The sequence below is a fragment of the Pseudomonas sp. MWU13-2517 genome, from assembly GCF_023242545.1.
Lineage (GTDB): Bacteria > Pseudomonadota > Gammaproteobacteria > Pseudomonadales > Pseudomonadaceae > Aquipseudomonas.
In genome coordinates this window covers 192,508-216,641 of the sequence record NZ_JALMFA010000004.1, presented here as the reverse complement: position 1 = coordinate 216,641, position 24,134 = coordinate 192,508, and the positions used below count along the sequence as shown (strand labels likewise).

The 24,134-nt window shown below is 60.8% G+C and carries 21 protein-coding genes and 1 pseudogene; 7 read left to right on the top strand and 15 right to left on the bottom strand.

Translation table 11 applies throughout. From position 1 onward, the window contains the following. Window positions 1-14: 14 nt before the first annotated feature. From lysS to M5B97_RS07815, 10 genes are all read right to left on the bottom strand, one after another. The gene (gene lysS, locus M5B97_RS07860) at window positions 15-1,517 is read right to left on the bottom strand and encodes a lysine--tRNA ligase (protein ID WP_123714856.1); all 1,503 of its coding nucleotides are present in this window, start codon (window positions 1,515-1,517) and stop codon (window positions 15-17) included. A gap of 94 nt (window positions 1,518-1,611) precedes the next feature. Then, window positions 1,612-2,707, bottom strand: a protein-coding gene (prfB, locus tag M5B97_RS07855) for a peptide chain release factor 2 (RefSeq protein WP_123714855.1) whose coding sequence is annotated in 2 segments (ribosomal slippage) — window positions 1,612-2,634 and window positions 2,636-2,707 — 1,095 coding nt in all. Because the reading frame shifts where the segments join, the coding sequence is not laid out codon by codon here. A 152-nt stretch (window positions 2,708-2,859) separates the two neighbouring features. Further along, complete coding sequence (locus M5B97_RS07850; RefSeq protein ID WP_123714852.1) at window positions 2,860-3,861, bottom strand: PleD family two-component system response regulator; 1,002 nt, start codon at window positions 3,859-3,861, stop codon at window positions 2,860-2,862. Between the two features lie 51 nt (window positions 3,862-3,912). After that, window positions 3,913-4,923, bottom strand: coding sequence for a chemotaxis response regulator protein-glutamate methylesterase (locus tag M5B97_RS07845; RefSeq protein WP_123714851.1), 1,011 nt, complete (start codon window positions 4,921-4,923; stop codon window positions 3,913-3,915). Further along, a complete protein-coding gene (locus M5B97_RS07840) occupies window positions 4,920-7,175 on the bottom strand; it encodes a hybrid sensor histidine kinase/response regulator (protein ID WP_248731192.1) in 2,256 nt (751 codons plus the stop codon). The genes M5B97_RS07845 and M5B97_RS07840 overlap by 4 nt, the downstream gene beginning before the upstream one ends. Further along, entirely contained in the window at window positions 7,172-7,873 is a 702-nt protein-coding gene (locus M5B97_RS07835) for a chemotaxis protein CheW (protein ID WP_248731191.1), read from the bottom strand. Before M5B97_RS07835 ends, M5B97_RS07840 begins: the two co-directional genes overlap by 4 nt. Next, entirely contained in the window at window positions 7,870-9,135 is a 1,266-nt protein-coding gene (locus M5B97_RS07830) for a CheR family methyltransferase (protein ID WP_248731190.1), read from the bottom strand. Before M5B97_RS07830 ends, M5B97_RS07835 begins: the two co-directional genes overlap by 4 nt. Further along, a complete protein-coding gene (locus tag M5B97_RS07825; protein WP_123714847.1) occupies window positions 9,132-9,644 on the bottom strand; it encodes a chemotaxis protein CheW in 513 nt (170 codons plus the stop codon). Before M5B97_RS07825 ends, M5B97_RS07830 begins: the two co-directional genes overlap by 4 nt. Beyond that, complete coding sequence (locus M5B97_RS07820) at window positions 9,644-11,266, bottom strand: methyl-accepting chemotaxis protein (protein ID WP_248731189.1); 1,623 nt, start codon at window positions 11,264-11,266, stop codon at window positions 9,644-9,646. Before M5B97_RS07820 ends, M5B97_RS07825 begins: the two co-directional genes overlap by 1 nt. 210 nt (window positions 11,267-11,476) lie before the next feature. After that, window positions 11,477-12,184: a tellurite resistance TerB family protein gene (locus M5B97_RS07815; protein WP_248731188.1), complete on the bottom strand. Its 708-nt coding sequence runs from the start codon at window positions 12,182-12,184 to the stop codon at window positions 11,477-11,479. Between the two features lie 312 nt (window positions 12,185-12,496). On the opposite strand from M5B97_RS07815, the gene M5B97_RS07810 reads away from it, so the two are divergent. Further along, window positions 12,497-14,122 carry a glucan biosynthesis protein D gene (locus M5B97_RS07810; protein ID WP_248731187.1) on the top strand — a complete coding sequence of 542 codons (1,626 nt, stop codon included), beginning with the start codon at window positions 12,497-12,499 and terminating at the stop codon, window positions 14,120-14,122. Between the two features lie 119 nt (window positions 14,123-14,241). Here the strand turns inward: M5B97_RS07810 and M5B97_RS07805 are convergent, their stop codons facing one another. From M5B97_RS07805 to M5B97_RS07790, 4 genes and pseudogenes are all read right to left on the bottom strand, one after another. Then, on the bottom strand, window positions 14,242-14,427 hold the full coding sequence (locus tag M5B97_RS07805; protein WP_123714843.1) for a hypothetical protein: 186 nt from the start codon (window positions 14,425-14,427) through the stop codon (window positions 14,242-14,244). A gap of 196 nt (window positions 14,428-14,623) precedes the next feature. Next, window positions 14,624-14,737: pseudogene (locus M5B97_RS07800) on the bottom strand (GNAT family N-acetyltransferase); the annotation flags it as partial. 79 nt (window positions 14,738-14,816) lie between these two features. After that, window positions 14,817-15,923, bottom strand: a complete 1,107-nt coding sequence (locus M5B97_RS07795) for an NADH:flavin oxidoreductase/NADH oxidase (protein WP_248731186.1) — start codon at window positions 15,921-15,923, stop codon at window positions 14,817-14,819. A 126-nt stretch (window positions 15,924-16,049) separates the two neighbouring features. Next, on the bottom strand, window positions 16,050-17,951 hold the full coding sequence (locus M5B97_RS07790; RefSeq protein ID WP_123714841.1) for a potassium transporter Kup: 1,902 nt from the start codon (window positions 17,949-17,951) through the stop codon (window positions 16,050-16,052). A 289-nt stretch (window positions 17,952-18,240) separates the two neighbouring features. Here M5B97_RS07790 and rimO point away from each other — a divergent pair, with 289 nt between their 5' ends. The 5 genes from rimO to tsaA all read left to right on the top strand — a co-directional run bounded on the left by rimO (window position 18,241) and on the right by tsaA (window position 22,243). Beyond that, complete coding sequence (gene rimO, locus M5B97_RS07785; RefSeq protein WP_123714838.1) at window positions 18,241-19,581, top strand: 30S ribosomal protein S12 methylthiotransferase RimO; 1,341 nt, start codon at window positions 18,241-18,243, stop codon at window positions 19,579-19,581. 110 nt (window positions 19,582-19,691) lie between these two features. Next, window positions 19,692-20,165 carry a GNAT family N-acetyltransferase gene (locus M5B97_RS07780; protein ID WP_248731185.1) on the top strand — a complete coding sequence of 158 codons (474 nt, stop codon included), beginning with the start codon at window positions 19,692-19,694 and terminating at the stop codon, window positions 20,163-20,165. Between the two features lie 71 nt (window positions 20,166-20,236). Beyond that, window positions 20,237-20,947: an rRNA pseudouridine synthase gene (locus M5B97_RS07775; RefSeq protein ID WP_248731184.1), complete on the top strand. Its 711-nt coding sequence runs from the start codon at window positions 20,237-20,239 to the stop codon at window positions 20,945-20,947. Window positions 20,948-21,017: 70 nt separating this feature from the next. Beyond that, on the top strand, window positions 21,018-21,479 hold the full coding sequence (locus M5B97_RS07770) for a DUF1456 family protein (RefSeq protein WP_248731183.1): 462 nt from the start codon (window positions 21,018-21,020) through the stop codon (window positions 21,477-21,479). A 68-nt stretch (window positions 21,480-21,547) separates the two neighbouring features. Further along, the gene (gene tsaA / locus M5B97_RS07765; protein ID WP_248731182.1) at window positions 21,548-22,243 is read left to right on the top strand and encodes a tRNA (N6-threonylcarbamoyladenosine(37)-N6)-methyltransferase TrmO; all 696 of its coding nucleotides are present in this window, start codon (window positions 21,548-21,550) and stop codon (window positions 22,241-22,243) included. Window positions 22,244-22,302: 59 nt separating this feature from the next. Here the strand turns inward: tsaA and fpr are convergent, their stop codons facing one another. Next, on the bottom strand, window positions 22,303-23,082 hold the full coding sequence (gene fpr / locus M5B97_RS07760; RefSeq protein ID WP_017529767.1) for a ferredoxin-NADP reductase: 780 nt from the start codon (window positions 23,080-23,082) through the stop codon (window positions 22,303-22,305). Between the two features lie 124 nt (window positions 23,083-23,206). Between fpr and M5B97_RS07755 the strand changes: the two genes are divergently transcribed. Then, window positions 23,207-24,133 carry a LysR family transcriptional regulator gene (locus M5B97_RS07755; protein ID WP_167665841.1) on the top strand — a complete coding sequence of 309 codons (927 nt, stop codon included), beginning with the start codon at window positions 23,207-23,209 and terminating at the stop codon, window positions 24,131-24,133. The last annotated feature ends 1 nt before the right edge of the window (window position 24,134 follow it).

Below are 24,134 nucleotides of genomic sequence, written 5' to 3'. Positions count from 1 at the left end.
GGACTTCGCTACGGTTACGCTTGTGGCCGCATGTGCGGGAACAAGATCACATCGCGGATCGACGGCGAGTTGGTCAACAACATCACCAGACGGTCGATGCCGATACCTTCACCCGCCGTCGGCGGCATACCGTATTCCAGGGCACGGACGAAGTCGGCGTCGTAGTGCATGGCTTCGTCGTCGCCGGCATCCTTGTCGGCCACCTGGGCCATGAAGCGCTCGGCCTGGTCTTGTGCGTCGTTAAGCTCGGAATAAGCGTTGGCGATTTCGCGGCCACCGATGAACAGCTCGAAACGGTCAGTGACGTTCGGGTTTTCGTCGTTGCGACGGGCCAGCGGCGACACTTCGAACGGGTACTGGGTAATGAAATGCGGCTGTTCCAGCTTGTGCTCCACCAGCTCTTCGAAAATCATCACCTGCAGTTTGCCCAGGCCTTCGAAGCCCAGTACCTTGGCACCGGCTTTCTTGGCAATGGCACGTGCCTTGTCGATGTCGTTCAGGTCGTCAGCGGTCAATTCAGGGTTGTACTTGAGGATCGAATCGAACACCGACAGGCGCACGAACGGCTCGCCGAAGTGGAACACCTTATCGCCGTACGGTACGTCGGTGCTGCCGAGGACCAACTGCGCCAGCTCGCGGAACAGTTCTTCGGTCAGGTCCATGTTGTCTTTGTAGTCGGCGTAAGCCTGGTAGAACTCCAACATGGTGAATTCCGGGTTGTGACGGGTCGAAACGCCTTCGTTACGGAAGTTGCGGTTGATCTCGAACACTTTTTCGAACCCGCCCACAACCAGTCGCTTGAGGTACAGCTCTGGCGCGATGCGCAAGAACATTTCCATGTCCAGCGCGTTGTGGTGGGTTTCGAACGGCTTGGCTGCAGCGCCGCCAGGAATGGTCTGCAGCATCGGCGTTTCGACTTCGAGGAAGTCGCGTTTCATCAGGAAGCTGCGGATATGCGCGATGACTTGCGAACGTACGCGGAAGGTCTGGCGCACGTCTTCGTTGACGATCAGGTCAACGTAGCGCTGGCGGTAGCGCTGTTCGGTGTCGGTCAGGCCGTGGTGCTTGTCCGGCAGCGGGCGCAGGGACTTGGTCAGCAGGCGCACGTTGGTCATTTCAACGTACAGGTCACCCTTGCCGGAACGGGCCAGGGTACCTTCGGCGGCGATGATGTCACCCATGTCCCAGGTTTTTACCGCGGCCAGGGTTTCTTCGGACAACGTCTTGCGGTTGACGTAGACCTGGATGCGCCCGGTCATGTCCTGGATCACCAGGAACGAGCCACGGTTGAGCATGATGCGACCGGCAACCTTGACCGGGATCGCAGCCTCTGCCAGCTCTTCCTTGGTCTTGTCCGCGTACTGTTTCTGCAGGACATCGCAGTAGTTGTCGCGGCGGAAGTCGTTGGGGAAGGCATTGCCCTTGGCGCGCTCGGCAGCAAGCTTTTCCTTGCGCAGCGCGATCAGGGAGTTTTCTTCCTGTTGCAGGGCTTGCGGGTCGAGTTGTTGGTCGCTCATGTCTTTAGATTTTCCATCAGGTTCGTTGTCCCCGGCCCGCGGCCGGGGATCGCCGGGCAAGGACTAAGCGTCCCCCCGGCTCCTACAAAGGCTGTTACAGGCCCGATTTCAGGCTGGCTTCCAGGTATTCGTCAATGTCACCGTCGAGCACCTTGTCACAGTCGCTGCGTTCGATGTTAGTGCGCAGATCCTTGATCCGCGACGCATCGAGCACATACGAACGGATCTGGTGGCCCCAGCCGATATCCGACTTGGTGTCCTCCAGCGCCTGGGAAGCGGCGTTGCGTTTCTGCATTTCCTGCTCGTACAACTTGGCCCGCAGCATTTTCATGGCGGTGTCCTTGTTCGCGTGCTGGGAACGTTCGTTCTGGCAGCTGACCACGGTGTTGGTCGGTACGTGGGTGATACGTACGGCCGAGTCGGTGGTGTTTACGTGCTGACCACCGGCACCGGAGGAGCGATAGGTATCGATCCGCAAGTCGGCCGGGTTGATCTCGATTTCCACCTTGTCATCGATCTCTGGCGAGACGAACACCGCAGAAAACGAGGTATGGCGGCGGTTGCCGGAGTCGAACGGGCTCTTGCGCACCAGGCGGTGCACGCCGATCTCGGTACGCAGCCAGCCAAAGGCGTATTCGCCCTTGATGTGCACGGTCGCGCCCTTGATACCGGCGACTTCACCCGCCGACAGTTCCATGATGGTTGCGTCGAAACCGCGTTTGTCGGCCCAGCGCAGGTACATGCGCAACAGGATATTGGCCCAGTCCTGGGCTTCGGTGCCGCCGGAACCGGCCTGGATATCCAGGTAGGCGTTGTTCGGGTCCATTTCGTGACTGAACATGCGGCGGAATTCGAGCTTGGCGAGGTTTTCCTCGAGACGGGCCAGCTCGGCGACGACATCGCCCACTGCGCCTTCGTCGTTCTCTTCGACGGCCATGTCCAACAGGTCACGGCAATCGGCCAGACCGCTGTTCAATTCGTCGAGGGTGTCGACGATCTGCGCCAGCGCAGCGCGCTCGCGGCCCAGTTCCTGGGCGTATTCAGGTTTGTTCCAGACACTCGGATCTTCAAGCTCGCGATTGACTTCAGTCAGACGCTCATGCTTTTGATCGTAGTCAAAGATACCCCCGAATAGTTTCGGAGCGCTCGGACAGGTCCTTGATGGTGTTAAGGATCGGGTTGATTTCCATGGCGGGCAGCACTCGTTGGCGAACTTTTGAAAGCCGGCGAGTATAACGGCAAACGGGCCGAAACGGCAGCCCGCTTGGCGAAAAGGCGGCCTTTGTACACGATCCGACACCCAAGGAAGATCCAATGTGGGAGCGAGCCACCTCCCACAGGATTATTCGATACCGACCTGATTGCGCCCATTATGTTTGGCCGTATACAACCCCTTGTCCGCCGCCATGATGAGTTGCCGATAATCCGTGCCCTGCATCGGCGTCAGGGTCGACAGGCCGATGCTGATGGTCAGGCTCGACCCCTCGGTCGGCGCAATGTGCGGGATTTTCAGCGCCGCCACCGCCATGCGCAACTTTTCGGCCACCAGTCGGGCGCCGCCCGGCGAGGTGTTCGGCAGCACCAGGGCAAACTCTTCACCGCCATAACGCGCCGGCAAATCCGAAGGGCGGCTGCTGGCCTCACGGATGGTGGCAGCGACCTTGCGCAGGGCTTCATCGCCTTCGACATGGCCGAAGTTGTCGTTGTAGCGCTTGAAGAAGTCCACATCGATCATCAGCAGCGAGAGCTGAGTCTGGTCACGCATGGCACGGCGCCACTCCAACTCCAGGTATTCGTCGAAGTGACGGCGGTTGGACAGCCCGGTAAGGCCATCGGAGTTCATCAGGCGTTGCAGCACCAGGTTGGTGTCCAGCAACTGTTGCTGGCTGACCCGCAGCGCACGGTAGGCCGCATCCCGTTGCAACAGGGTCATGTAGGAACGCGAGTGATAGCGAATGCGCGCCACCAGCTCGATGTTGTCCGGCAGTTTCACCAGATAATCGTTGGCACCCGCGGCAAAGGCAGCGCTTTTGATCAGCGGGTCTTCCTTGGTCGACAGCACGATGATCGGGATATTCGCGGTGGCCGGGTGGTTGCGGTATTCGCGAACCAGGGTCAGGCCGTCCAGCCCGGGCATCACCAAGTCTTGCAGGATCACCGTGGGCTTGATGCGAATCGCCTGAGCGATCGCCTGGTGCGGATCGGCGCAAAAGTGGAAGTCGATGTTTTCTTCATGGGCCAGGCCACGTCGCACGGCTTCGCCGATCATCGCCTGGTCGTCAACCAGCAACACCATGGCGGCATTTTCATCGGTCTTGAAGTCGTCGAGCTGTAAATCATTCATGTGCAGTCACCTGAATTACTACCTGCAAGCCAGCAGCACGTGAGGTCTTGATCATTTTGCAAAGACCTCCAGCAATCGGGGCGCAATTCTATCCAGTGGGCGAATTTCAACAGCGGCATCAATCGCCGCCGCAGCTTTGGGCATGCCATACACCGCCGAACTCTGTTGGTCCTGGGCGATGGTCAAATATCCTTGGTCACGCAGTAATTTAAGCCCCTGGGCGCCATCGCGGCCCATGCCGGTCAGCAATACGCCGACGGCATCGCCGTTCCAGTGGCTGGCGACGCTCTCGAAAAACACGTCGATGGAAGGTCGGTAAATCTCGTTTACCGGTTCGGCGGTGTAGGCCAATGTGCCGTTTTTCAACAGCCGGATGTGGTGGTTGGTGCCGGCCAGCAATACCACGCCGCTTTGCGGCGGTTCACCCTCGCAGGCCAGGCGCACCGGCAAGCCGGACGCACTGCTCAGCCACTCGGCCATACCGGCGGCGAACACCTGGTCCACATGCTGCACCAGCACAATGGCGGCGGGAAAGTCCCGCGGCAGCCCCTTGAGCAGGGTTTCCAGGGCCGCCGGCCCTCCCGCCGATGACCCGATGGCCACCAGGCTCTGGCGCTTGCCGGTAGCACGTTGGGGCGTGGTTTCGGCGCGCACGCGACTGCCGCGCTGACCGATCAGCCAGCCGATATTGAGGATCTTGCGCAGCAACGGCGCCGCTGCATCCTTGGGGTTTCCTACGCCCAGCGCCGGCGTGTCCACCACATCCAGGGCTCCATGGCCCATGGCTTCGAACACGCGGCTGACGTTGGCCTGGCGGTCCACCGTGACGATCAGGATCGGGCAGGGTGTCTCGGCCATGATCTGGCGGGTGGCTTCCACGCCATCCATCACCGGCATGATCAGGTCCATCAGGATCAGGTCCGGGGTCAGTTCGGCACAACGTTGCACGGCCTCCAGACCGTTGCCGGCCACCCACACCACTTCATGGGCAGGCTCGAAACCCAGTGCACGGCGCAGCGCCTCCACCGCCAGGGGCATGTCATTGACGATCGCAATCCTCATGCCCGGGCCCCTCCAATCAGTTCAACCACGGCGTCGAGCAAAGCGTCATCATGAAAACTGGCTTTGGCCAGATAATAGTCGGCGCCGGCGTCCAGTCCACGGCGCCGGTCTTCTTCGCGGTCCTTGTACGACACCACCATCACCGGCAAAGATTGCAGGCGACTGTCACGGCGCAGGAGTGTGACCAATTCAATACCGTCCATACGAGGCATATCAATGTCAGTGATAAGCAGGTCGAAGTCTTCGGAGCGCAGTGCGTTCCAGCCGTCCATGCCGTCGACTGCGACGGCCACTTCATATCCGCGGTTCAGTAACAATTTACGTTGCAGTTCACGCACGGTCAGCGAGTCGTCCACCACCAGCACCCGCTTGCGTGGGGCTTCAGTGGCCTGTTGACTGCGCCTCGCGATACGCTCCAGGCGGCCGGTGTTGAGCAGTTTGTCCACCGAACGCAGCATGTCTTCGACGTCGACGATCAATACCACCGAACCATCATCCAGCAAGGCACCGGCGGAGATGTCCTGGACCTTGCCCAGGCGATCATCCAGCGGCAACACCACCAGGGTACGCTCACCGATGAAACGCTCCACCGCAATGCCATACACCGCATCGCGTTCGCGTATGACCACGACTTTCAAGGTCGCGTCATTGCTTTGCGCCGCCGGGCGCTGCAACAACTGACTGGCAGCAACCAAGCCGACGTGCCGCCCCTCATGCCAGAAATGCTGACGGCCTTCCAGCTGGACGATGTCGTCCGGTGACAGGTCGCACATGCGCTCAATATGCGCCAGCGGGAAGGCGTAGGCTTCGTCGCCGACTTCCACCACGAGGCTGCGCACTACCGACAGGGTCAACGGCACCTCCAAGTGAAAGCTACTGCCCTGCCCCGCCGCCTGCTCCAGTACCACCGCGCCGCGCAATTGCCGGACCATGTGCTGCACCGCATCCAGGCCCACGCCGCGGCCGGACACTTCGGTCACTTTGTCGCGCAGGCTGAAACCGGGCAGGAACAGGAACGTCAGCAGTTCCTCCTCGCTCAAGCGCAGGGCGGTTTCCGGCGGTGACAGGTGTCGGTCGACGATAGCGCCGCGCAGGCGTTCAAGGTCGACCCCATTGCCGTCATCGCTCAGTTCCAGCACCAGCAAACCCGCCTGATGGGAGGCACGCAGGCGGATCAGACCTTCAGCCGGCTTGCCCGCCAGGATACGCTGCTCGGGCATTTCGATGCCGTGGTCGACGGCATTGCGCAGCAAATGGGTGAGCGGCGCTTCAAGCTTTTCCAGCACGTCGCGGTCGACCTGGGTCTTTTCGCCTTCGATTTCCAGGCGCACCTGCTTGCCCAGGCTGCGGCCGAGGTCGCGGACCATTCGCGCCTGCCCGGCCAGTACGTCGGCAAATGGGCGCATGCGGCAGGCCAGCGCCGTGTCGTAAAGCACCTGGGCGCGCTGCCCGGCCTGCCAGCCGAACTCATCCAGTTCGACGATCTTTTCCGCCAGCAGGGCCTGGGCTTCGCTCAGCAAACGGCGGGTATCGGCCAGCGCCTCCTGGGCCTCAAGGTTCAAATCCAGAGCCCTGAGCTGACCGTCCAGCGCATCCAGTGCGCGTGCGCCGTTGCTCTGGATACGCTTGAGGCGCTGCATGCTCACCAGGTAAGGCTTGAGCCGCTGGGTTTCCACCAGGGACTTACTGGACAGGTCCAACAGACTGTTCAGACGCTCGGCGGTCACGCGTAGCACGCGTTCACCACCCTCGGTCATGGGTTTGCTCTGGCGCGGCAACGCGGGCTCAGGTTCGGGGGCAAACGCTTCAAGTATTGGCGCCGGGACGGGTTCGGGCGGTGGCGCGACCTTGGCAATCGGCTGCGACGGATCGAGCAGGCGCTCCATCAACGCCACATAGGCGTCTATATCCGCCGCCCCCACGTCATTGCCGGGGGTGGCGATGCGCATCAGCAAGTCGGTGCCCTGCAGGAGTGCGTCGATATGCTCGGGTTGCAGGTACAGCCGGCTTTCCTGGGCACTGACCAGGCAATCCTCCATGACGTGGGCCACGCTGACCCCGGCGTCCACCCCGACGATGCGCGCCGCGCCCTTGAGCGAATGGGCGGCACGCATGCAAGCTTCAAGCTGGTCGGCCTGGGTCGGGTTACGCTCCAGGGCCAACAGGCCCGCGCTCAATACCTGGGTCTGCGCATCGGCTTCCAGGCTGAACAGCTCCAGCAATGAGGCATCGCGCATCTGATCGGGGGTCATGTGAGGCTCCGGGTCACGGCAGACAGCAATTGCGCCTCGTCCAGCCAACGCAGGCTGCGGCCCTTCCACTGCAACACTCCCTGGGTGTAGCGCGCGCTGGCCTGGGTGCCGGAGGCGGACGCCGCCTTCAGGGCGCGCTCATCGATGGCATGGATGCCGTCGACTTCATCCACCGGCACCACCACCGGGCCGTCCTGCGCGGCGATGATCAACATGCGCGGCATGATGCGCCCGCCTGGCGCGCCATTAGGGGTGACGTCCAGGCCGAGCAGTTCCACCAGCGACAGGCACGCCACCAGCGCGCCGCGCACATTGGCCACGCCGAGCAGCGCACGTGAGCGCTGGTGCGGCAGGGAATGGATCGGTTGCAGCGGTGCCACTTCCACCAGGCAACGAGTGGCGATGCCCAGCCATTCTTCGCCGAGGCGGAACATCAGCAGGGAGCGGGTCACCACTTTTTCGTCGACTGCGACGGCGGCCATCGCATGACGATCGTCCTGCTGCAAGGCATAGCGGTCGAGCAAGCGCGTGGCGGCGGCGGAATACACCGAGCAGTTACGGCAGTGAATATGTTCGGCCAGCAGGGGGCACGACTTGTCGCCATGGATGCCGATACGGTTCCAGCAATCGTCGATGGCCTGGGTGTCGGTCAGCGTCAGGTCAAGGCCTACGGTATCGAGCGCATCAGGGGTACTCATCGTTTGGACTCACTGTCAGCTCGCTCGCTACGGGCGGCCCGCGCCTGCAAACGGCGCGCCCCCGCACTGTCACCCTGGGACTCAAGCAACGCGGCCAGGTGCATCAGGGCCTGCGGATGCTGCGGTTCCAGGTATAGGGCTTTTCGATAATACCCCTGGGCCTCCAAGGCGCTGCCGGCCACATCACTGAGCAACCCCAGCCAATAGAACACTTGGGCGGCCGGTGGGTGGTTGCTCAAATAGTGTTCGCAGGCAGCGCGGGCTTCAGTGCTTTTGCCCTCGTTGGCCAGGGTGGCGATCCGGTTGAGCAAATCGCCTGCGTCTGTCTGGGGTGCCTTGATCGGCAGCGCCGGGGCAGTGACCGTACTGAACGGGCGCGGTTTGGGTGGGACCGGGACTGCGCGGCGTTGCGGCACCGGCACCGACACGGGCACGGGCACAAAAACGGGCTCCGGCGCGACCGGCCCCACGTGCCGGCTGAAGGCAAAGGACTGTGGTACGCCAATCGACCGCATACCGTGGCGCCCCAGCAAGCTGCCTTCAGCCGGGCCGATAAACAGCACGCCATCCACATGGGTCAAGCCCTTGAGCACATCGAAGACCTGCTTCTGGGTCGGCTGGTCGAAGTAGATCAGCAAGTTGCGGCAGAACACGAAGTCGTAGGTTGGCTCATTTGCCAGCAACGCAGGGTCCAGCAGGTTTCCGACTTGCAGGCGCACCTGTTCACGCACCCGATCGGCAATGTGGTAACCGTCGGCCTGCGCAACGAAGTGGCGTTGGCGAAACTCCAGGTCGCCTCCTCGAAAGGAATTCTTTCCATACACCCCGCGCCGCGCCCGCTCTACCGATAAGGGGCTGACGTCCATGCCCTGTACCTTGAACTGGTGTGGGGCCAGGCCGGCATCGAGCAAGGCCATGGCAATCGAATAGGGCTCTTCGCCGGTTGAACACGGCAAGCTGAGAATGCGCAATGCGCGCAGTTGGTTGATCTCCACCAGGCGCGCCTTGGCCAGGCGGGCCAAGGTGGCGAATGACTCGGGGTAACGGAAAAACCACGTCTCGGGGACGATCACCGCCTCGATCAACGCCTGCTGTTCTTCATGGGAGCGTTGCAGTTGCTGCCAGTAGTGCTCCAGCGTGGCCGCCTGCACGGCCTGGCTACGCTGGCGCACGGCGCGCTCGATAATGGCCTCGCCCACCGAGGCGACGTCCAGGCCAATGCGTTCTTTGAGGAAAGTAAAGAAACGTGGGTCGCTGCTCATAGGCTCAGCTCGGCAGAAAATAGCAAAGCGCGGACCTCAGCGGTCAACAGGTCGTCCACACCAATCCACTGCGTCAAGCCCTGGGCGTCTTCACGCACCGGCCCCAAGTAAGGCGCCTGCCGATTGTCGAGGCCATAAGGCTGGAACTCGGCAGGGTCGCAACGCAGCGTATCGGTGGCTTGCTCCAGGATCAGCCCCAGCCAACGTGGCTCGATCCAGGGCTGCGGCTGGTAGTTGACCAGCACCAGCCGAGTGCTGGTCCGCGCCTGGGCTGCGGTGCCGAAGGTCAGCGCACTGAGGTCGATCACCGGCACCAGCGCCCCACGATGGGCAAATATGCCTGCCACCCACAGCGGCGCATGAGCGATGGGCTTGAGTGGCAGGCGCGGCAGCACCTCGGCCACTTCCGTGGCCTTGAGGGCATAACGTTCATTACCGATGTGGAACATCAGGAACAACGCCTTTTTCGCTGCCGGGACGGCGCCGCGTTTAGCCGCGAAGTCGCTCATCAGACTTTGAAACGCGATACGCCGCTGCGCAGACCGACCGCAACCTGGCTCAATTCATCAATGGCGAAACTGGCCTGGCGCAGGGATTCGACCGTCTGGCTACTGGCATCGCCCAGTTGCACCAACGCATGGTTGATCTGCTCGGCACCGGTGGCCTGGGCCTGCATGCCTTCGTTGACCATCAACACCCGCGGCGCAAGGGCCTGTACCTGGTGGATGATCTGCGACAGCTGTTCGCCGACCTGTTGCACTTCGAACATGCCACGGCGCACTTCTTCAGAGAACTTGTCCATGCCCATCACGCCCGCCGACACCGCCGACTGGATCTCGCGCACCATCTGTTCGATGTCGTACGTGGCCACGGCGGTCTGGTCAGCCAGACGGCGCACTTCGGTGGCAACCACAGCAAAGCCGCGTCCGTACTCACCGGCTTTCTCGGCTTCGATGGCCGCGTTGAGCGACAACAGGTTGGTCTGGTCGGCAACCTTGACGATGGTCACCACCACCTGGTTGATGTTGCCGGCCTTCTCGTTGAGGATCGCCAGCTTGGCGTTGACCAGGTCAGCGGCCCCCATCACCGAGTGCATGGTTTCTTCCATACGCGCCAGCCCTTGCTGGCCGGAGCCGGCAGCGACTGAAGCCTGGTCGGCGGCAGTGGACACTTCGGTCATGGTACGGACCAGGTCCCTGGACGTTGCGGCGATCTCGCGGGAAGTCGCGCCGATTTCAGTGGTCGTTGCAGCCGTTTCAGTGGCGGTCGCCTGTTGCTGCTTGGAGGTCGCGGCGATCTCGGTCACCGAGGTGGTCACCTGCACCGACGAGCGCTGGGCCTGAGACACCAGGGCCGTCAGCTCAGTCATCATGTCGTTGAAGCCGGTTTCGACTGCGCCGAACTCGTCCTTGCGCTCCAGGTTCAGGCGTTTGCTCAGGTCACCGTCACGCATGGTGCCCAGGATCGAAACAATGCGCTGCATCGGCGCCATGATCGCGCGCATCAACAGCAGGCCACAGAGGGCGGCAGCGAGAATGGCCAGGGCCAGCGACACGAACATACTGATTTTCGCGGCCGCTACGGCGTCATCAATCGCGTTGGTTGCATGGTCGGCTACATTCTTGTTTTCGGTAATGATGTCATTGAGCTTCATGCGGCCTGCGGTCCAGGCCGGGGTCATTTCGGTATCGAACAGCTTGCGCGCAGCGGCGACATCATTGTTTTGCAAGCGCTCAACTACCGTGGCCAGGGCCTTGTTGTAAATCTGGTGCTCGGCTTCGAATTTATCGAACTCGGCCTGATCGTCACCCCCGTTGATGGTGGCCTGATAGTTGGCCATCTGTTGCAGGATGCGCGCTTCGAAGGATTTGAAGGCAGCCTTGTCGGCGTCGGTCAGCCCCTTGTTTTCACGCAAGCCGATGATTTCCAGGATATGCAGGTAACTGTCGACCCAGGCACTGCGAATCATCGAGCTGAGGTAAACCCCTGGCACCGCGTCGTCACGAACCGCGACTTCACTAGTTTCGATCTTCAGCAACCGTGAATAGGAGACCACAACCATTAACAGCATGATGGCGATAATGACCGCAAAGCTAGCCAAAATCCTTTGGCGCAAGGTCCAGTTCTTCACAGTAATTCCTCGAAGGCCCATTCAAATGCAGGGGAGTATAGCTGAGCAGATGCCGGCATTTATCAACAGCTTGTGATGACGTGTCCACAGAATGCACATGCGGAAGGGGGCCTGCTTGCGAGCGTGGTGGGTCAGTTCCGGATAATCCGACTGACACGCCACACTCGCAAGCAAGCCCCCTCCCCCAGTTTGATCGGTGCCGGCAGGTATTTATGCGTTCAGCCGCACCTGCTTTTCCAACTCAGCCTTCAAGCCTGGCTCAAGTTTCAATTGGCGGGCCAGTTCGTCTAGGTAGGCTTTTTCCATGAAGTTTTCTTCGTCGACCAACATCACACTGGCGACGTACATCTCAGCGGCCATTTCCGGCGTGACGGCCGAGCGGGCGACGTCGGTTGGATCGAGCGGTTTGTTGAGCTCGACGTGCAGCCAGCTTTGTAGCTCGGCGTCGTTATCCAGCCTGGTGAATTCCCCTTCGATCAGCGCCCGCTCTCGCTCATCGATATGCCCGTCGGCCTTGGCGGCCGCCACCAACGCTTTGAGGATGCCCTGGCTGTGCTGCTCGACCTGGGCCGGCGGCAGGCGATCGATGGTTTGCGGTTCGCCTTGCGGTGCACCGGCCTGCTGCGCCTGCCAATTGCCGTAGGCCTTGTAGGCAATCACACCGAGCGCCGCCAACCCTCCGTAGGTCAAGGCTTTGCCGCCGAACTTGCGGGCTTTTTTGTTCCCCAGCAACAGGCCCATGGCGCCCGCCGCCAGGGCGCCACCGCCCGCGCCACCCAGCAGGCTGCCAAGGCCGCCACCGCCGAGCAAACCGCCCAGGGCACTTTTATTGTCCTGTTGACGTTGGCCACCAGCCTTGTTTTGCAACATATCCTGGCCAGACTTGAGCAACTGATCGAGCAATCCACGGGTATTCATTCGCAGCCTCCAGACGTTTGGGTTCGTAGCACCAATAGGCCCACAGCGTAAAACTAAGTGCCAAAAAGCCACGAGCTAGAGTGCTTCCAGATGTAACGCCAGATATAAAGAGCGGCACCGCAGAAACGCTTTGTTTCACATGCAAAGCCATCATCCAGCCATCAATCAATTTTCCTGGCTCATCGAACCGCTTAAGCTATCCAGCGTCTGTTTATTGTCCGTAGCGTTTGGCCGAAGGCATGTCCGAACCGTTATTTCTAATCCAGCACGCGCCAGGGCCGGCGCGGGATTTGCTCACGACAGGTTGTCTCTATGCTCCGCAGGAATTTGCTCAAAGCATCCATGGCCATTGCGGCTTACACCGGTTTGTCGGCCAGCGGCCTGATGGCCGCCCAGGCTTGGGCCGGCAACCGCGCGGCCGATGGCAAGGCCGTGGCCTTCGATTTCGAGTCGCTCAAGGCCCAGGCCAAACAACTCGCCGGGGCTGCCTACAAAGACACCAAACAGGTGCTGCCGCCGACCCTGGCGACCATGACGCCGCAGAATTTCAACGCCATCGGCTACGACGGCAACCATTCGCTGTGGAAGGAATTGAACGGCCAGCTCGACGTGCAGTTCTTCCACGTCGGCATGGGTTTCAAGACCCCCGTGCGCATGCACAGCGTTGATCCCAAGACCCGTGAGGCCCGCGAAGTGCATTTCCGCCCTTCGCTGTTCAACTATTCCAAAACGTCCGTGGACACCCAACAGTTGACCGGTGACCTGGGCTTCTCCGGTTTCAAGCTGTTCAAGGCGCCCGAACTGGACCGGCATGACGTGCTGTCGTTCCTCGGCGCCAGCTACTTCAGAGCTGTGGACTCCACCGGCCAATACGGCCTTTCCGCACGCGGACTGGCGATTGATACCTACGCGAAAAAGCGCGAGGAATTCCCCGACTTCACGCAGTTCTGGTTCGAAACGCCGGACAAGGACGCCACGCGCTTTGTGGTCTACGCCTTGCTCGACTCGCCGAGCGCCACCGGGGCCTACCGCTTCGATATCGACTGCCAGGCCAACCAGGTGGTGATGGCCATCGATGCGCATATCAATGCGCGCACCGCCATCGAACAACTGGGCATCGCACCGATGACCAGCATGTTCAGTTGCGGCACTCATGAGCGCCGGATGTGCGACACCATTCACCCGCAAATCCATGACTCGGACCGCCTGGCGATGTGGCGCGGCAACGGTGAGTGGATCTGCCGCCCGCTGAATAACCCGGCCAAACTGCAATTCAACGCATTTGCCGATACCGATCCGAAGGGTTTCGGCCTGGTTCAGACCGACCATGAGTTCGCCAGCTACCAGGACACCGTGGACTGGTACAGCAAGCGTCCGAGCCTGTGGGTCGAACCCACTACCTCATGGGGTGAAGGCTCGATTGACCTGCTGGAAATCCCCACCACCGGCGAAACCCTGGACAACATCGTGGCCTTCTGGACCCCGAAAAAGCCCGTCGCCGCCGGCGACTCGCTCAACTATGGCTACAAGCTCTACTGGAGCGCCTTGCCACCGGTAAGCACACCGTTGGCGCAAGTCGACGCCACACGCTCAGGCATGGGTGGTTTTACCGAGGGTTGGGCACCGGGCGAGCACTACCCTGAAGTGTGGGCACGTCGGTTTGCCGTGGATTTCAAGGGCGGCGGCCTGGACCGATTGCCGGCCGGCACCGGGATCGAGCCGGTGGTGACCTGCTCCCACGGTGAAGTGAAAGACTTCAGCGTGCTGGTGCTCGACAACATCAAGGGCTACCGCATTCTGTTCGACTGGTACCCGACCAGCGACAGCGTGGAGCCGGTGGAGCTGCGCCTGTTTATCCGCACCCAGGACCGCACCTTGAGTGAGACCTGGCTGTATCAGTACTTCCCGCCGGCACCGGACAAGCGCAAGTACACCTGACACCGAGGCCCCAGTGTGTGCGGGCTTGCTCGCGAATGCAGTGGATCAGTCACCGGCTGCATTGACTGATAGATCACATTCGCGAGTAAACCCGCTCCCACACGGTTCCATTGTGTGGCTCAGAACCGCGACACACTCTTCATCGCGCCTATCAAGTACCGCATCGCCACCTGATCGCTCTCGGTCAGGGCGCGGTACTGCTCCAGCAATTGGGCCTCATCCGAGCTCAACCTTTGACCACGCAAAGACATCTTGCGGGTCAGAAAACACACCACCGCACCCGCAACACCATAGGACTTGGCCATGGACTGTTTCTCCTGATATCGATCTAAGACGCTTGGCGCCCATCACCCGCCTTCCCTGGGGCGCAATGCCCTCACGAACAAGCCGACTGACTCCCTGGGCCAGAAATCAGACTTACCTTAAGCGTAGAAACAATCTGCTGCCGTGTGGGATTTTTTTAGAGTAGTAACTTAAATAAATCGCTTCGGTAACAAAGACCTACAGCCCTTTCCCAGGTAGTGGCCGATAGAGGTGAATGTCGTGCGGCTCCTGCGCAAACAATTCAGGGTCGGGCTGTATCAGCAACAGGCAACCAGGACGCGGGTAAGCGTCCCAAGGTTCAGGCTTGCATTAAACACGGACAACAAAAAACCCACCGGGTCAGGGTGGGTTTCGGTAGATCAGATGTGGATCAATCCCTCAGATCAGACTCATGGATCGGCTGATCGCGATGGGTCGCCCGTTGGTACTGCGCCGGCCAAGTCGCCTTGCGCCCGCCCAAGTCATCATCGGCATGCAGCGGCCAGTACGGGTCGCGCAGCAGCTCACGGGCCAGGAAGATGATGTCGGCCTGGCAAGTGCGCAAGATGTGCTCGGCCTGGGCCGGCTCGGTAATCATGCCGACGGTGCCGGTGGCGATGCCCGACTCTTTGCGCACACGCTCGGCAAAGCGCGTCTGGTAACCGGGGCCGGTGGGGATCTCGGCGTTGGCGGCGGTGCCGCCGGAAGACACGTCGATCAAGTCCACGCCAAGGTCTTTGAGGCGGCGCGCCAGCTCCACGGTTTCATCGGGGTTCCAGCCATCTTCCACCCAGTCGGTGGCCGACACTCGCACAAACAGCGGCAGCTCCTGAGGCCAGACTTCGCGTACGGCCTTGGTCACTTCGAGTACCAGGCGAATGCGGTTTTCAAACGAGCCACCGTAGTGGTCCTGACGCTGGTTGCTGAGGGGCGACAGGAATTGATGCAGCAGGTAACCGTGGGCAGCGTGGATTTCGACCACTTCAAAACCGGCGGTCAGCGCGCGTTTGGCGGCGGCAACAAAGTCGGCGATCACTTGCCGGATCTGTGCTTCGTCCAGCTGCTGGGGCTGCGTGTGATTGGGGTCGAAGGCAATCGGCGATGGGCCTACCGGCACCCAGCCGCCCTCGTGTGGCTTGACGCTGCCGTGCTTGCCGATCCATGGCCGGTGCGTGCTGGCTTTGCGCCCGGCATGCGCCAATTGGATGCCTGCTACCGCACCTTGGGCGGCAATAAACCGCGTGATGCGTTGCAGGGGTTCGATGTGTTCATCCTTCCACAGTCCCAGGTCCTGGGCGGTAATGCGGCCATCGGCCGTCACGGCGGTCGCCTCGGTGAAAATCAGCCCGGCGCCGCCGACGGCGCGGCTGCCAAGGTGCACCAGGTGCCAGTCATTGGCCAAACCGTCCTCCGAGGAGTACTGGCACATCGGCGACACCGCTATACGATTGAGCAGAGTTAATTGGCGCAGTGTGTAGGGTTCGAGCAACTGACTCATGGCGCACCTCTTCTGGGTTCTGTGGGCACTATTCAAACAGTGCTTAGAGCCTAGTCGACAACGGTGGCTTGCATAGGGTTCAGAAGGAAAACGGGAGCCGATTGCCGGCTCCCGTGTCGCAGCAACTTACATTTCGACCTGGGTGCCCAGCTCGATCACCCGGTTCACCGGCAGCTTGAAGAAGCGCAGGTTGCCGTTGGCGTTCTTCAACATGAACGCAAACAAGCTTTCGCGCCACCGGGCCATGCCCTTGATGCGCGAGGCGATCACCGTCTCGCGGCTGAGGAAGTAGGTGGTGCGCATCGGGCTGAAATCCAGGTCGTCCAGATGGCACAGTTTCAGGGCTTCGGGCACGTCCGGTTCATCGGTAAAGCCGAAATGCAGGATCACCCGGAAGAAACCTTCCCCGTAGGCGTCCACTTCAAAACGCCGTGATGCGGGCACGCGCGGAATATCTTCGTAGACCACCGTCAGCATCACCACCTGCTCATGCAACACCTGGTTATGCAGCAGGTTATGCAACAGCGCATGGGGCACCGCGTCGGGCCGCGCGGTGAGGAACACTGCCGTGCCTTGTACGCGATGAGGCGGCTGCACGCGGATACTGCTGATAAAAATCGGCAGCGGTAGCCCTCCTTCGTCGAGGCGGTCCATCAGCAGCTCTTTACCGCGCTTCCAGGTGGTCATCAGGATAAACAGCACGATCCCCGCCAGCACCGGGAAGGCACCGCCCTGGACGATCTTCGGTACGTTGGCGGCAAAGAACAGGCCGTCCACCAGCAGGAAACCGATCAGCACCGGAATCGCCAGCACCGGTGGCCACTTCCACAGCAACAGCATCACCGCCGACACCAGGATGCTGGTGATCAGCATCGTGCCAGTCACCGCCACCCCGTAGGCCGAGGCCAAGGCGTTGGAGGACTCAAAGCCCAGCACCAGCAGGATCACACCGACCATCAGCGACCAGTTCACCGCACCGATGTAGATCTGGCCTTGCTCGGCGCTGGAGGTGTGCTGGATATGCATGCGGGGGATGTAACCCAGTTGGATCGCCTGGCGGGTCAGGGAAAATGCCCCGGAAATCACCGCCTGGGACGCAATTACCGTGGCCAGGGTCGACAGCGCGACCAATGGGATCAACGCCCAGTCCGGCGCCAGCAGGTAGAACGGGTTACGCGCCGCCTCGGGGTTTTCCAGCAGCAACGCGCCCTGGCCGAAGTAGTTGAGCACCAGCGCCGGCAGCACCAGGGCAAACCAGGCGCGGGCGATCGGCTTGCGGCCGAAGTGGCCCATGTCGGCATACAGTGCTTCGGCACCGGTCAAGGCCAGTACGACGGCGCCGAGAATTGCCACGCCCATGCCGGGATGGGACACAAAGAAGCGCACGCCCCACGCCGGATTCAGCGCATTGAGCACTTCCGGGTGTTGTGCGATGCCGTGGATGCCGAGCCCGGCCAACACCAGGAACCACACCACCATCACCGGCCCGAACAGCTTGCCGATGCGGTCGGTGCCGTGCTTCTGGATCAGGAACAATCCCACCAGCACCACCAGCGACAACGGCACCACCCAGCGTTCCAGACCGTCAAAGGCCAGTTCCAGGCCCTCGACCGCCGACAACACCGAGATCGCCGGGGTGATCATGCTGTCGCCGTAGAACAGCGCCGCGCCGATCAAACCGAGGATCACCAGCACCGAGCGCAGTTTCGGATACGGCGACGCCGCCCGACGCGCCAGCGCCGTCAGGGCCATGATGCCGCCCTCGCCCTGGTTGTCGGCGCGCAGGATGAACAGTACATATTTGATCGAGACGACCCAGACCAGCGACCAGAAGATCAGCGCCAGAATGCCGAAGACCCCGTCATGATTGACCTGAACCCCGTAACCGCCAGTGAACACTTCTTTAAGGGTATAGAGCGGGCTGGTACCGATATCGCCGTAAACCACCCCGACCGCCGCCACCAGCATGCCAATCGGCTTTGCGTTGGAATGCCCGGCACCTGCTGCCTGACTACTTGCCTGACCCATCAACCACTCCTGCCCTTTGACCTGAGGTCTCTTATAAACAGCGCATCTAAGCTGACCCTAGCATGCGCTGATTTATTTCTTGTAACAGACGTTTTATTGACCCCGGGGTTTTACCCGTGCGCAACGGCGCGAAGCATAGCGCAGCACTCGTCGCATTTCCCTGTATAAAGCTGGTCAAGTGCGTTGCCCGTCGCTAGAATTGCGCACTTTTTGATCAGAGGCGCCCCAAGCGCCCGTCTACCGCCTTGTCGTGCCCGACTGGCGGCGTCATTCAATACCGAGGTTAGACATGTCCACCACTCCCGCGACGGCCAATCCCAAGGTCGGCTTTGTTTCCCTGGGTTGCCCGAAGGCGCTCGTAGACTCCGAGCGCATCCTGACGCAACTGCGTATGGAAGGCTATGACGTAGTGTCCACTTATCAGGACGCCGACGTGGTGGTGGTCAATACCTGTGGTTTCATCGATTCGGCCAAGGCCGAGTCCCTGGAAGTGATCGGCGAAGCCATCAAGGAAAACGGCAAGGTTATCGTGACCGGCTGCATGGGCGTGGAAGAGGGCAACATCCGCAACGTGCACCCAAGCGTACTGGCCGTGACCGGCCCGCAGCAGTACGAGCAGGTGGTCAATGCCGTGCACGAAGTGGTGCCGCCCCGCCAGGACCACAACCCGCTGATCGACCTGGTGCCGCCGCAAGGCATCAAGCTCACTCCGCGCCACTACGCCTACCTGAAGATTTCCGAGGGCTGCAACCACAGCTGCAGCTTCTGCATCATCCCCTCGATGCGCGGCAAGCTGGTCAGCCGCCCGGTGGGTGACGTACTCGACGAAGCCCAGCGCCTGGTCAAATCCGGCGTGAAAGAGCTGTTGGTGATCTCCCAGGACACCAGCGCCTACGGCGTCGACGTGAAATACCGCACCGGCTTCTGGAACGGCGCGCCGGTCAAAACCCGCATGACCGAACTGTGCGAAGCCCTCAGCAGCCTGGGCGTGTGGGTGCGCCTGCACTACGTTTACCCGTACCCGCACGTCGACGAACTGATCCCGTTGATGGCCGCCGGTAAAATCCTGCCGTACCTGGACATCCCGTTCCAGCACGCCAGCCCGAAAGTGCTCAAGGCGATGAAACGCCCGGCCTTCGAAGACAAGACCCTGGCGCGCATCAAGAACTGGCGCCAGATCTGCCCTGAACTGATCATCCGCTCCACCTTCATCGTCGGCTTCCCTGGCGAAACCGAAGAGGACTTCCAGTACCTGCTGGACTGGTTGACTGAAGCGCAGCTGGACCGAGTCGGTTGCTTCCAGTACTCGCCGGTCGAGGGTGCCCCGGCCAACCTGCTGGACCTGGCTGTGGTGCCGGATGACGTGAAGCAGGACCGTTGGGAGCGCTTCATGGCGCATCAACAGGCCATCAGCTCGGCGCGCCTGCAACTGCGCATCGGCAAGGAAATCGAAGTACTGATCGACGAAGTCGACGAACAAGGCGCGGTAGGCCGTTGCTTCTTCGATGCGCCGGAGATCGACGGTAACGTATTTATCGACGATGCCAGCGGTTTGAAGCCAGGCGACAAGGTCTGGTGCACCGTGACCGACGCCGACGAATACGATTTGTGGGCTGAAAAGCGCGACTGATCAACGTCTTCGAAATATTTTGAAAAAGCCCCGCCTCTGGACAAGATGCGGGGCTTTTTTAGGTCTATCGTTTGCCCATCGACGCCGATCATCGGCAAGGGGCAGCGGGCATGCGTCAGCATTCGGTTATCCACACACCCAAAAGCAGCGACTACGCGCACTTGGCGCAGATCTGGGAAGACTCGGTGCGAGCGACCCACGATTTCCTGCCGGACAGTTACATCGTATTACTCAAGGAACTGGTGCTGACGCGCTACCTCGACTCGGTGATGCTGATCTGCACCAAAGACCTGCGCCAACGCATCACCGGGTTTGCCGGAGTGGCGTGCGGCAAGGTCGAGATGCTGTTTATCGCCCCCCAGCACCGCGGCCTGGGCCTGGGCCGCCAGCTGTTGCAATATGCGGTCGAACACCTGAATGCCGATGAATTGGACGTCAACGAGCAGAACCCGCAGGCCCTGGGCTTTTACTTCAAACAAGGGTTCGAGGTGATCGGACGTGCAGAGCATGATGGCCTGGGCCAGCCGTATCCTTTGCTGCGCATGCGTTTGCGTCAGGTGCAGCAACAAGCGCAGCAAGGCTAAATGAAATGGAGCCGGGATTAACCGCGCCCACACAGGTACAATAGCCGCCCCCTTTTGTTACGGCCCTTGTCATGACTGACCCCATACGCCTCTCCAAACGCCTTATCGAACTGGTCGGTTGCTCCCGTCGGGAGGCTGAACTGTTTATCGAAGGCGGCTGGGTCTCGGTGGACGGTGAAGTGATCGACGAACCGCAGTTCAAGGTCACCACCCAAAAGGTCGAACTCGACCCCGAGGCCAAGGCCACCGCCCCGGAGCCTGTAACCATCCTGCTGCACGCCCCTGCCGGCGTGGACGCAGAGACGGCCATGGCTTCGATCAGCGCCGAAACCTTGTCGGACGAACACCGCTTCGGCAAACGCCCGCTCAAGGGCCACTTCCTGCGCCTGAGCGCCAGCGCCGACCTGCAAGCCAAGGCCAGCGGCCTGCTGGTGTTTACCCAGGACTGGAAGATTCTGCGCAAGTTGACCGCCGATGCCGCCAAGATCGAGCAGGAATATGTGGTGGAGGTCGAAGGCGACATGGTTGCCCATGGCCTTAACCGCCTGAACCACGGCCTGACTTACAAAGGCAAAGAACTGCCGGCGGTCAAAGCCAGCTGGCAGAACGAAAACCGCTTGCGTTTTGCAATGAAAAACCCGCAACCGGGCGTGATTGCACTGTTCTGCGAAGCGGTCGGCTTGAAAGTCATCGCCATCCGGCGCATCCGCATTGGCGGAGTGTCCATCGGCAAAGTGCCGTTGGGCCAATGGCGTTACCTGTCCGGCAAAGAGAAGTTCTAAGCCGTCGCCCCCTTTCTCGACATCGCCCCATGGCGGCGATGTCCTCAGTTGAATACCAGGATTGCCTACCATGATTCACAACGACGTACTGCGCAGCGTGCGCTACATGCTCGACATCAGCGACAACAAGATGGTCGAGATCATCAAGCTCGGCGGCATGGACGTGACCAAGGACGACTTGCTGACCTACCTCAAGAAGGACGAGGAAGAAGGCTTTGTGTTCTGCCCGGACGAAGTCATGGCTCACTTCCTTGACGGCCTCGTGATCTTTAAGCGCGGCAAGGACGAAAGCCGTCCGCCGCAGCCAATCGAAACCCCGGTGACCAACAACATCATCCTTAAAAAACTGCGCGTGGCCTTCGAATTGAAGGAAGACGATATGCACGCGATCCTCAAGTCCGCTGAGTTCCCGGTGTCCAAACCGGAGCTGAGCGCACTGTTCCGCAAGTTCGGCCACACCAACTACCGCCCGTGCGGCGACCAGTTGCTGCGTAACTTCCTCAAGGGCCTGACGCTGCGCGTCAGAGCTTAAGGCAGCCATAGCCACAAGCTGCAAGTCAAAAGCTTGCGGCTTGCTGCTTGTAACTTGAGGCTCCAGAAATGGCCTACAACGTCTCCCCCGTCGGTTTTGTGCGCTCCTGCTTCAAGGAGAAGTTCGCCATCCCGCGCCAACCGCAACTGGCGCCAGCCGCCCGTGGCGTGCTGGAGTTGGTGGCACCGTTTGACGGCGGTGAGGCGGTGCAGGGCCTGGAACAGGTCAGCCATGTGTGGCTGCTGTTCCTGTTCCATCAGGCCCTGGAAGACAAGCCACGCCTGAAAGTGCGTCCACCGCGCCTGGGTGGCAACACGTCCATGGGTGTGTTTGCTACCCGCGCGACTCACCGGCCGAACGGCATCGGCCAATCGGTGGTGAAGCTGGACAAAGTGGAACCGGGCCGGCTGTGGATTTCCGGAATTGATCTACTGGATGGCACGCCGGTATTGGATATCAAACCCTACGTACCGTACGCCGACATCATCGACACGGCCACCAACAGCATCGCCAGCGCGGCGCCGCAGTTGATTGGCGTGCAGTGGCTCAAGACTGCGCTGCAACAGGCACAAGAGCATGCCCTGCGCCTGGAAGAGCCGCTGGTTGAGTTGATCGAGCAATGTCTGGCACAGGATCCGCGGCCGGCGTATCAAGTGCCGACGTCGGAACGGGAATACGGGGCGCAGTTCTGGGATGTGGATGTGCGCTGGCACTATCCCGAGCCCGGGATGATTTGTGTGTTGGAAGTGGTTGCCGCGCAGTAAATCGCAGCCATAAAAAAACCGCGCGCCCCTTCGGGCTGCGCGGTTTTTTTTTGCGCCGCTTATTTCTCGACGAACGCACGCTCGATCAGGTAATCACCCGGCTCACGCATGCGTGGCGAAACTTTCAGGCCGAAGCTGTTCAGCACTTCACTGGTTTCATCCAACATGCTTGGGCTGCCGCACAGCATGGCGCGGTCGTCTTCAGGGTTGATCGGTGGCAGGCCGATGTCACGGAACAGCTTGCCGCTGCGCATCAGGTCGGTCAGGCGGCCTTCGTTTTCGAACGGCTCGCGGGTCACGGTCGGGTAGTAGATCAACTTGTCACGCAGCGCCTCACCGAAGAACTCGTTCTGCGGCAGGTGCTCGGTGATGAACTCGCGGTAGGCGACTTCGTTGACGTAACGCACGCCGTGGCACAGGATCACTTTTTCGAAACGCTCGTAGGTTTCCGGGTCCTGGATCACGCTCATGAACGGAGCCAGCCCCGTACCCGTGCTGAGCAGGTACAGGTGTTTGCCCGGCTTCAAATCGTCAAGCACCAGGGTGCCTGTCGGTTTTTTGCTGATGATGATCTCGTCGCCTTCCTTCAAGTGCTGCAATTGGGAAGTCAGCGGGCCATCGGGCACTTTGATGCTGAAGAATTCCAGATGCTCTTCCCAGTTCGGGCTGGCAATGGAGTAAGCACGCATGAGTGGGCGGCCGTTGGGCTGTTGCAGGCCGATCATCACGAACTGACCGTTCTCGAAGCGCAAGCCCGGATCGCGGGTGCACTTGAAGCTGAACAGAGTGTCGTTCCAGTGATGAACACTGAGGACACGCTCGTGGTTCATGTTGCTCATGTACGGGGAACTCCTGGAGATGGGTCTGCGCCGAAAGATAGATGCGCAATTGCACCGTATTCTAATGGCGGCGACAATATCTGTTAACTGGATTATTAAGATAAGGGTTATCGGTTATATCGATATGCGATTTACTCTCCGTCAACTGCAAGTCTTCGTTGCCGTCGCCCAGCAGGAAAGCGTCTCGCGCGCTGCTGGCCTTCTGGCCTTATCTCAATCCGCCGCCAGCACCTCGATTACCGAGCTGGAGCGTCAATCCAGCTGCCAATTATTCGACCGCGCCGGTAAGCGCCTTAGCCTCAACGCCCTCGGGCATCAGCTATTGCCCCAGGCCGTCGCGCTTCTGGACCAGGCCAAGGAGATCGAAGACCTGCTCAACGGCAAGTCCGGTTTCGGCTCCCTGGCGGTTGGCGCCACCCTGACCATCGGCAATTACCTGGCCACACTGCTGATCGGCAGCTTCATGCAGCAACACCCCGAGAGCCAGGTGAAACTGCATGTGCAGAACACTGCACATATCGTGCATCAGGTAGCGCACTACGAAATTGACCTGGGTCTAATCGAAGGCGATTGCAGCCACCCGGACATCGAGGTGCAAACCTGGGTGGAAGATGAGTTGGTGGTGTTTTGCGCACCGCAACATCACCTGGCCAGGCAGGGCATGGCGACCATGGAAGAGCTGACCCATGAAGCGTGGATCTTGCGTGAGCAAGGTTCGGGCACACGCCTGACGTTTGACCAAGCCATGCGCCATCACCGCAGCGCGCTGAATATCCGCCTGGAGCTGGAACATACCGAGGCGATCAAACGGGCGGTGGAGTCCGGGTTGGGAATTGGCTGTATCTCCCGGCTTGCGCTGAGGGATGCATTCCGCCGTGGCAGCCTGGTACCGGTCGAGACCCCGGACCTGGACCTGGCCCGACAGTTCTACTTCATCTGGCATAAACAGAAGTACCAGACTTCCGCCATGCGCGAGTTCCTGGAACTGTGCCGCGCCTTCACCGCCGGGGTTCAGCGCAGCGACGAGATCGTACTGCCGAACATAGCCTGAT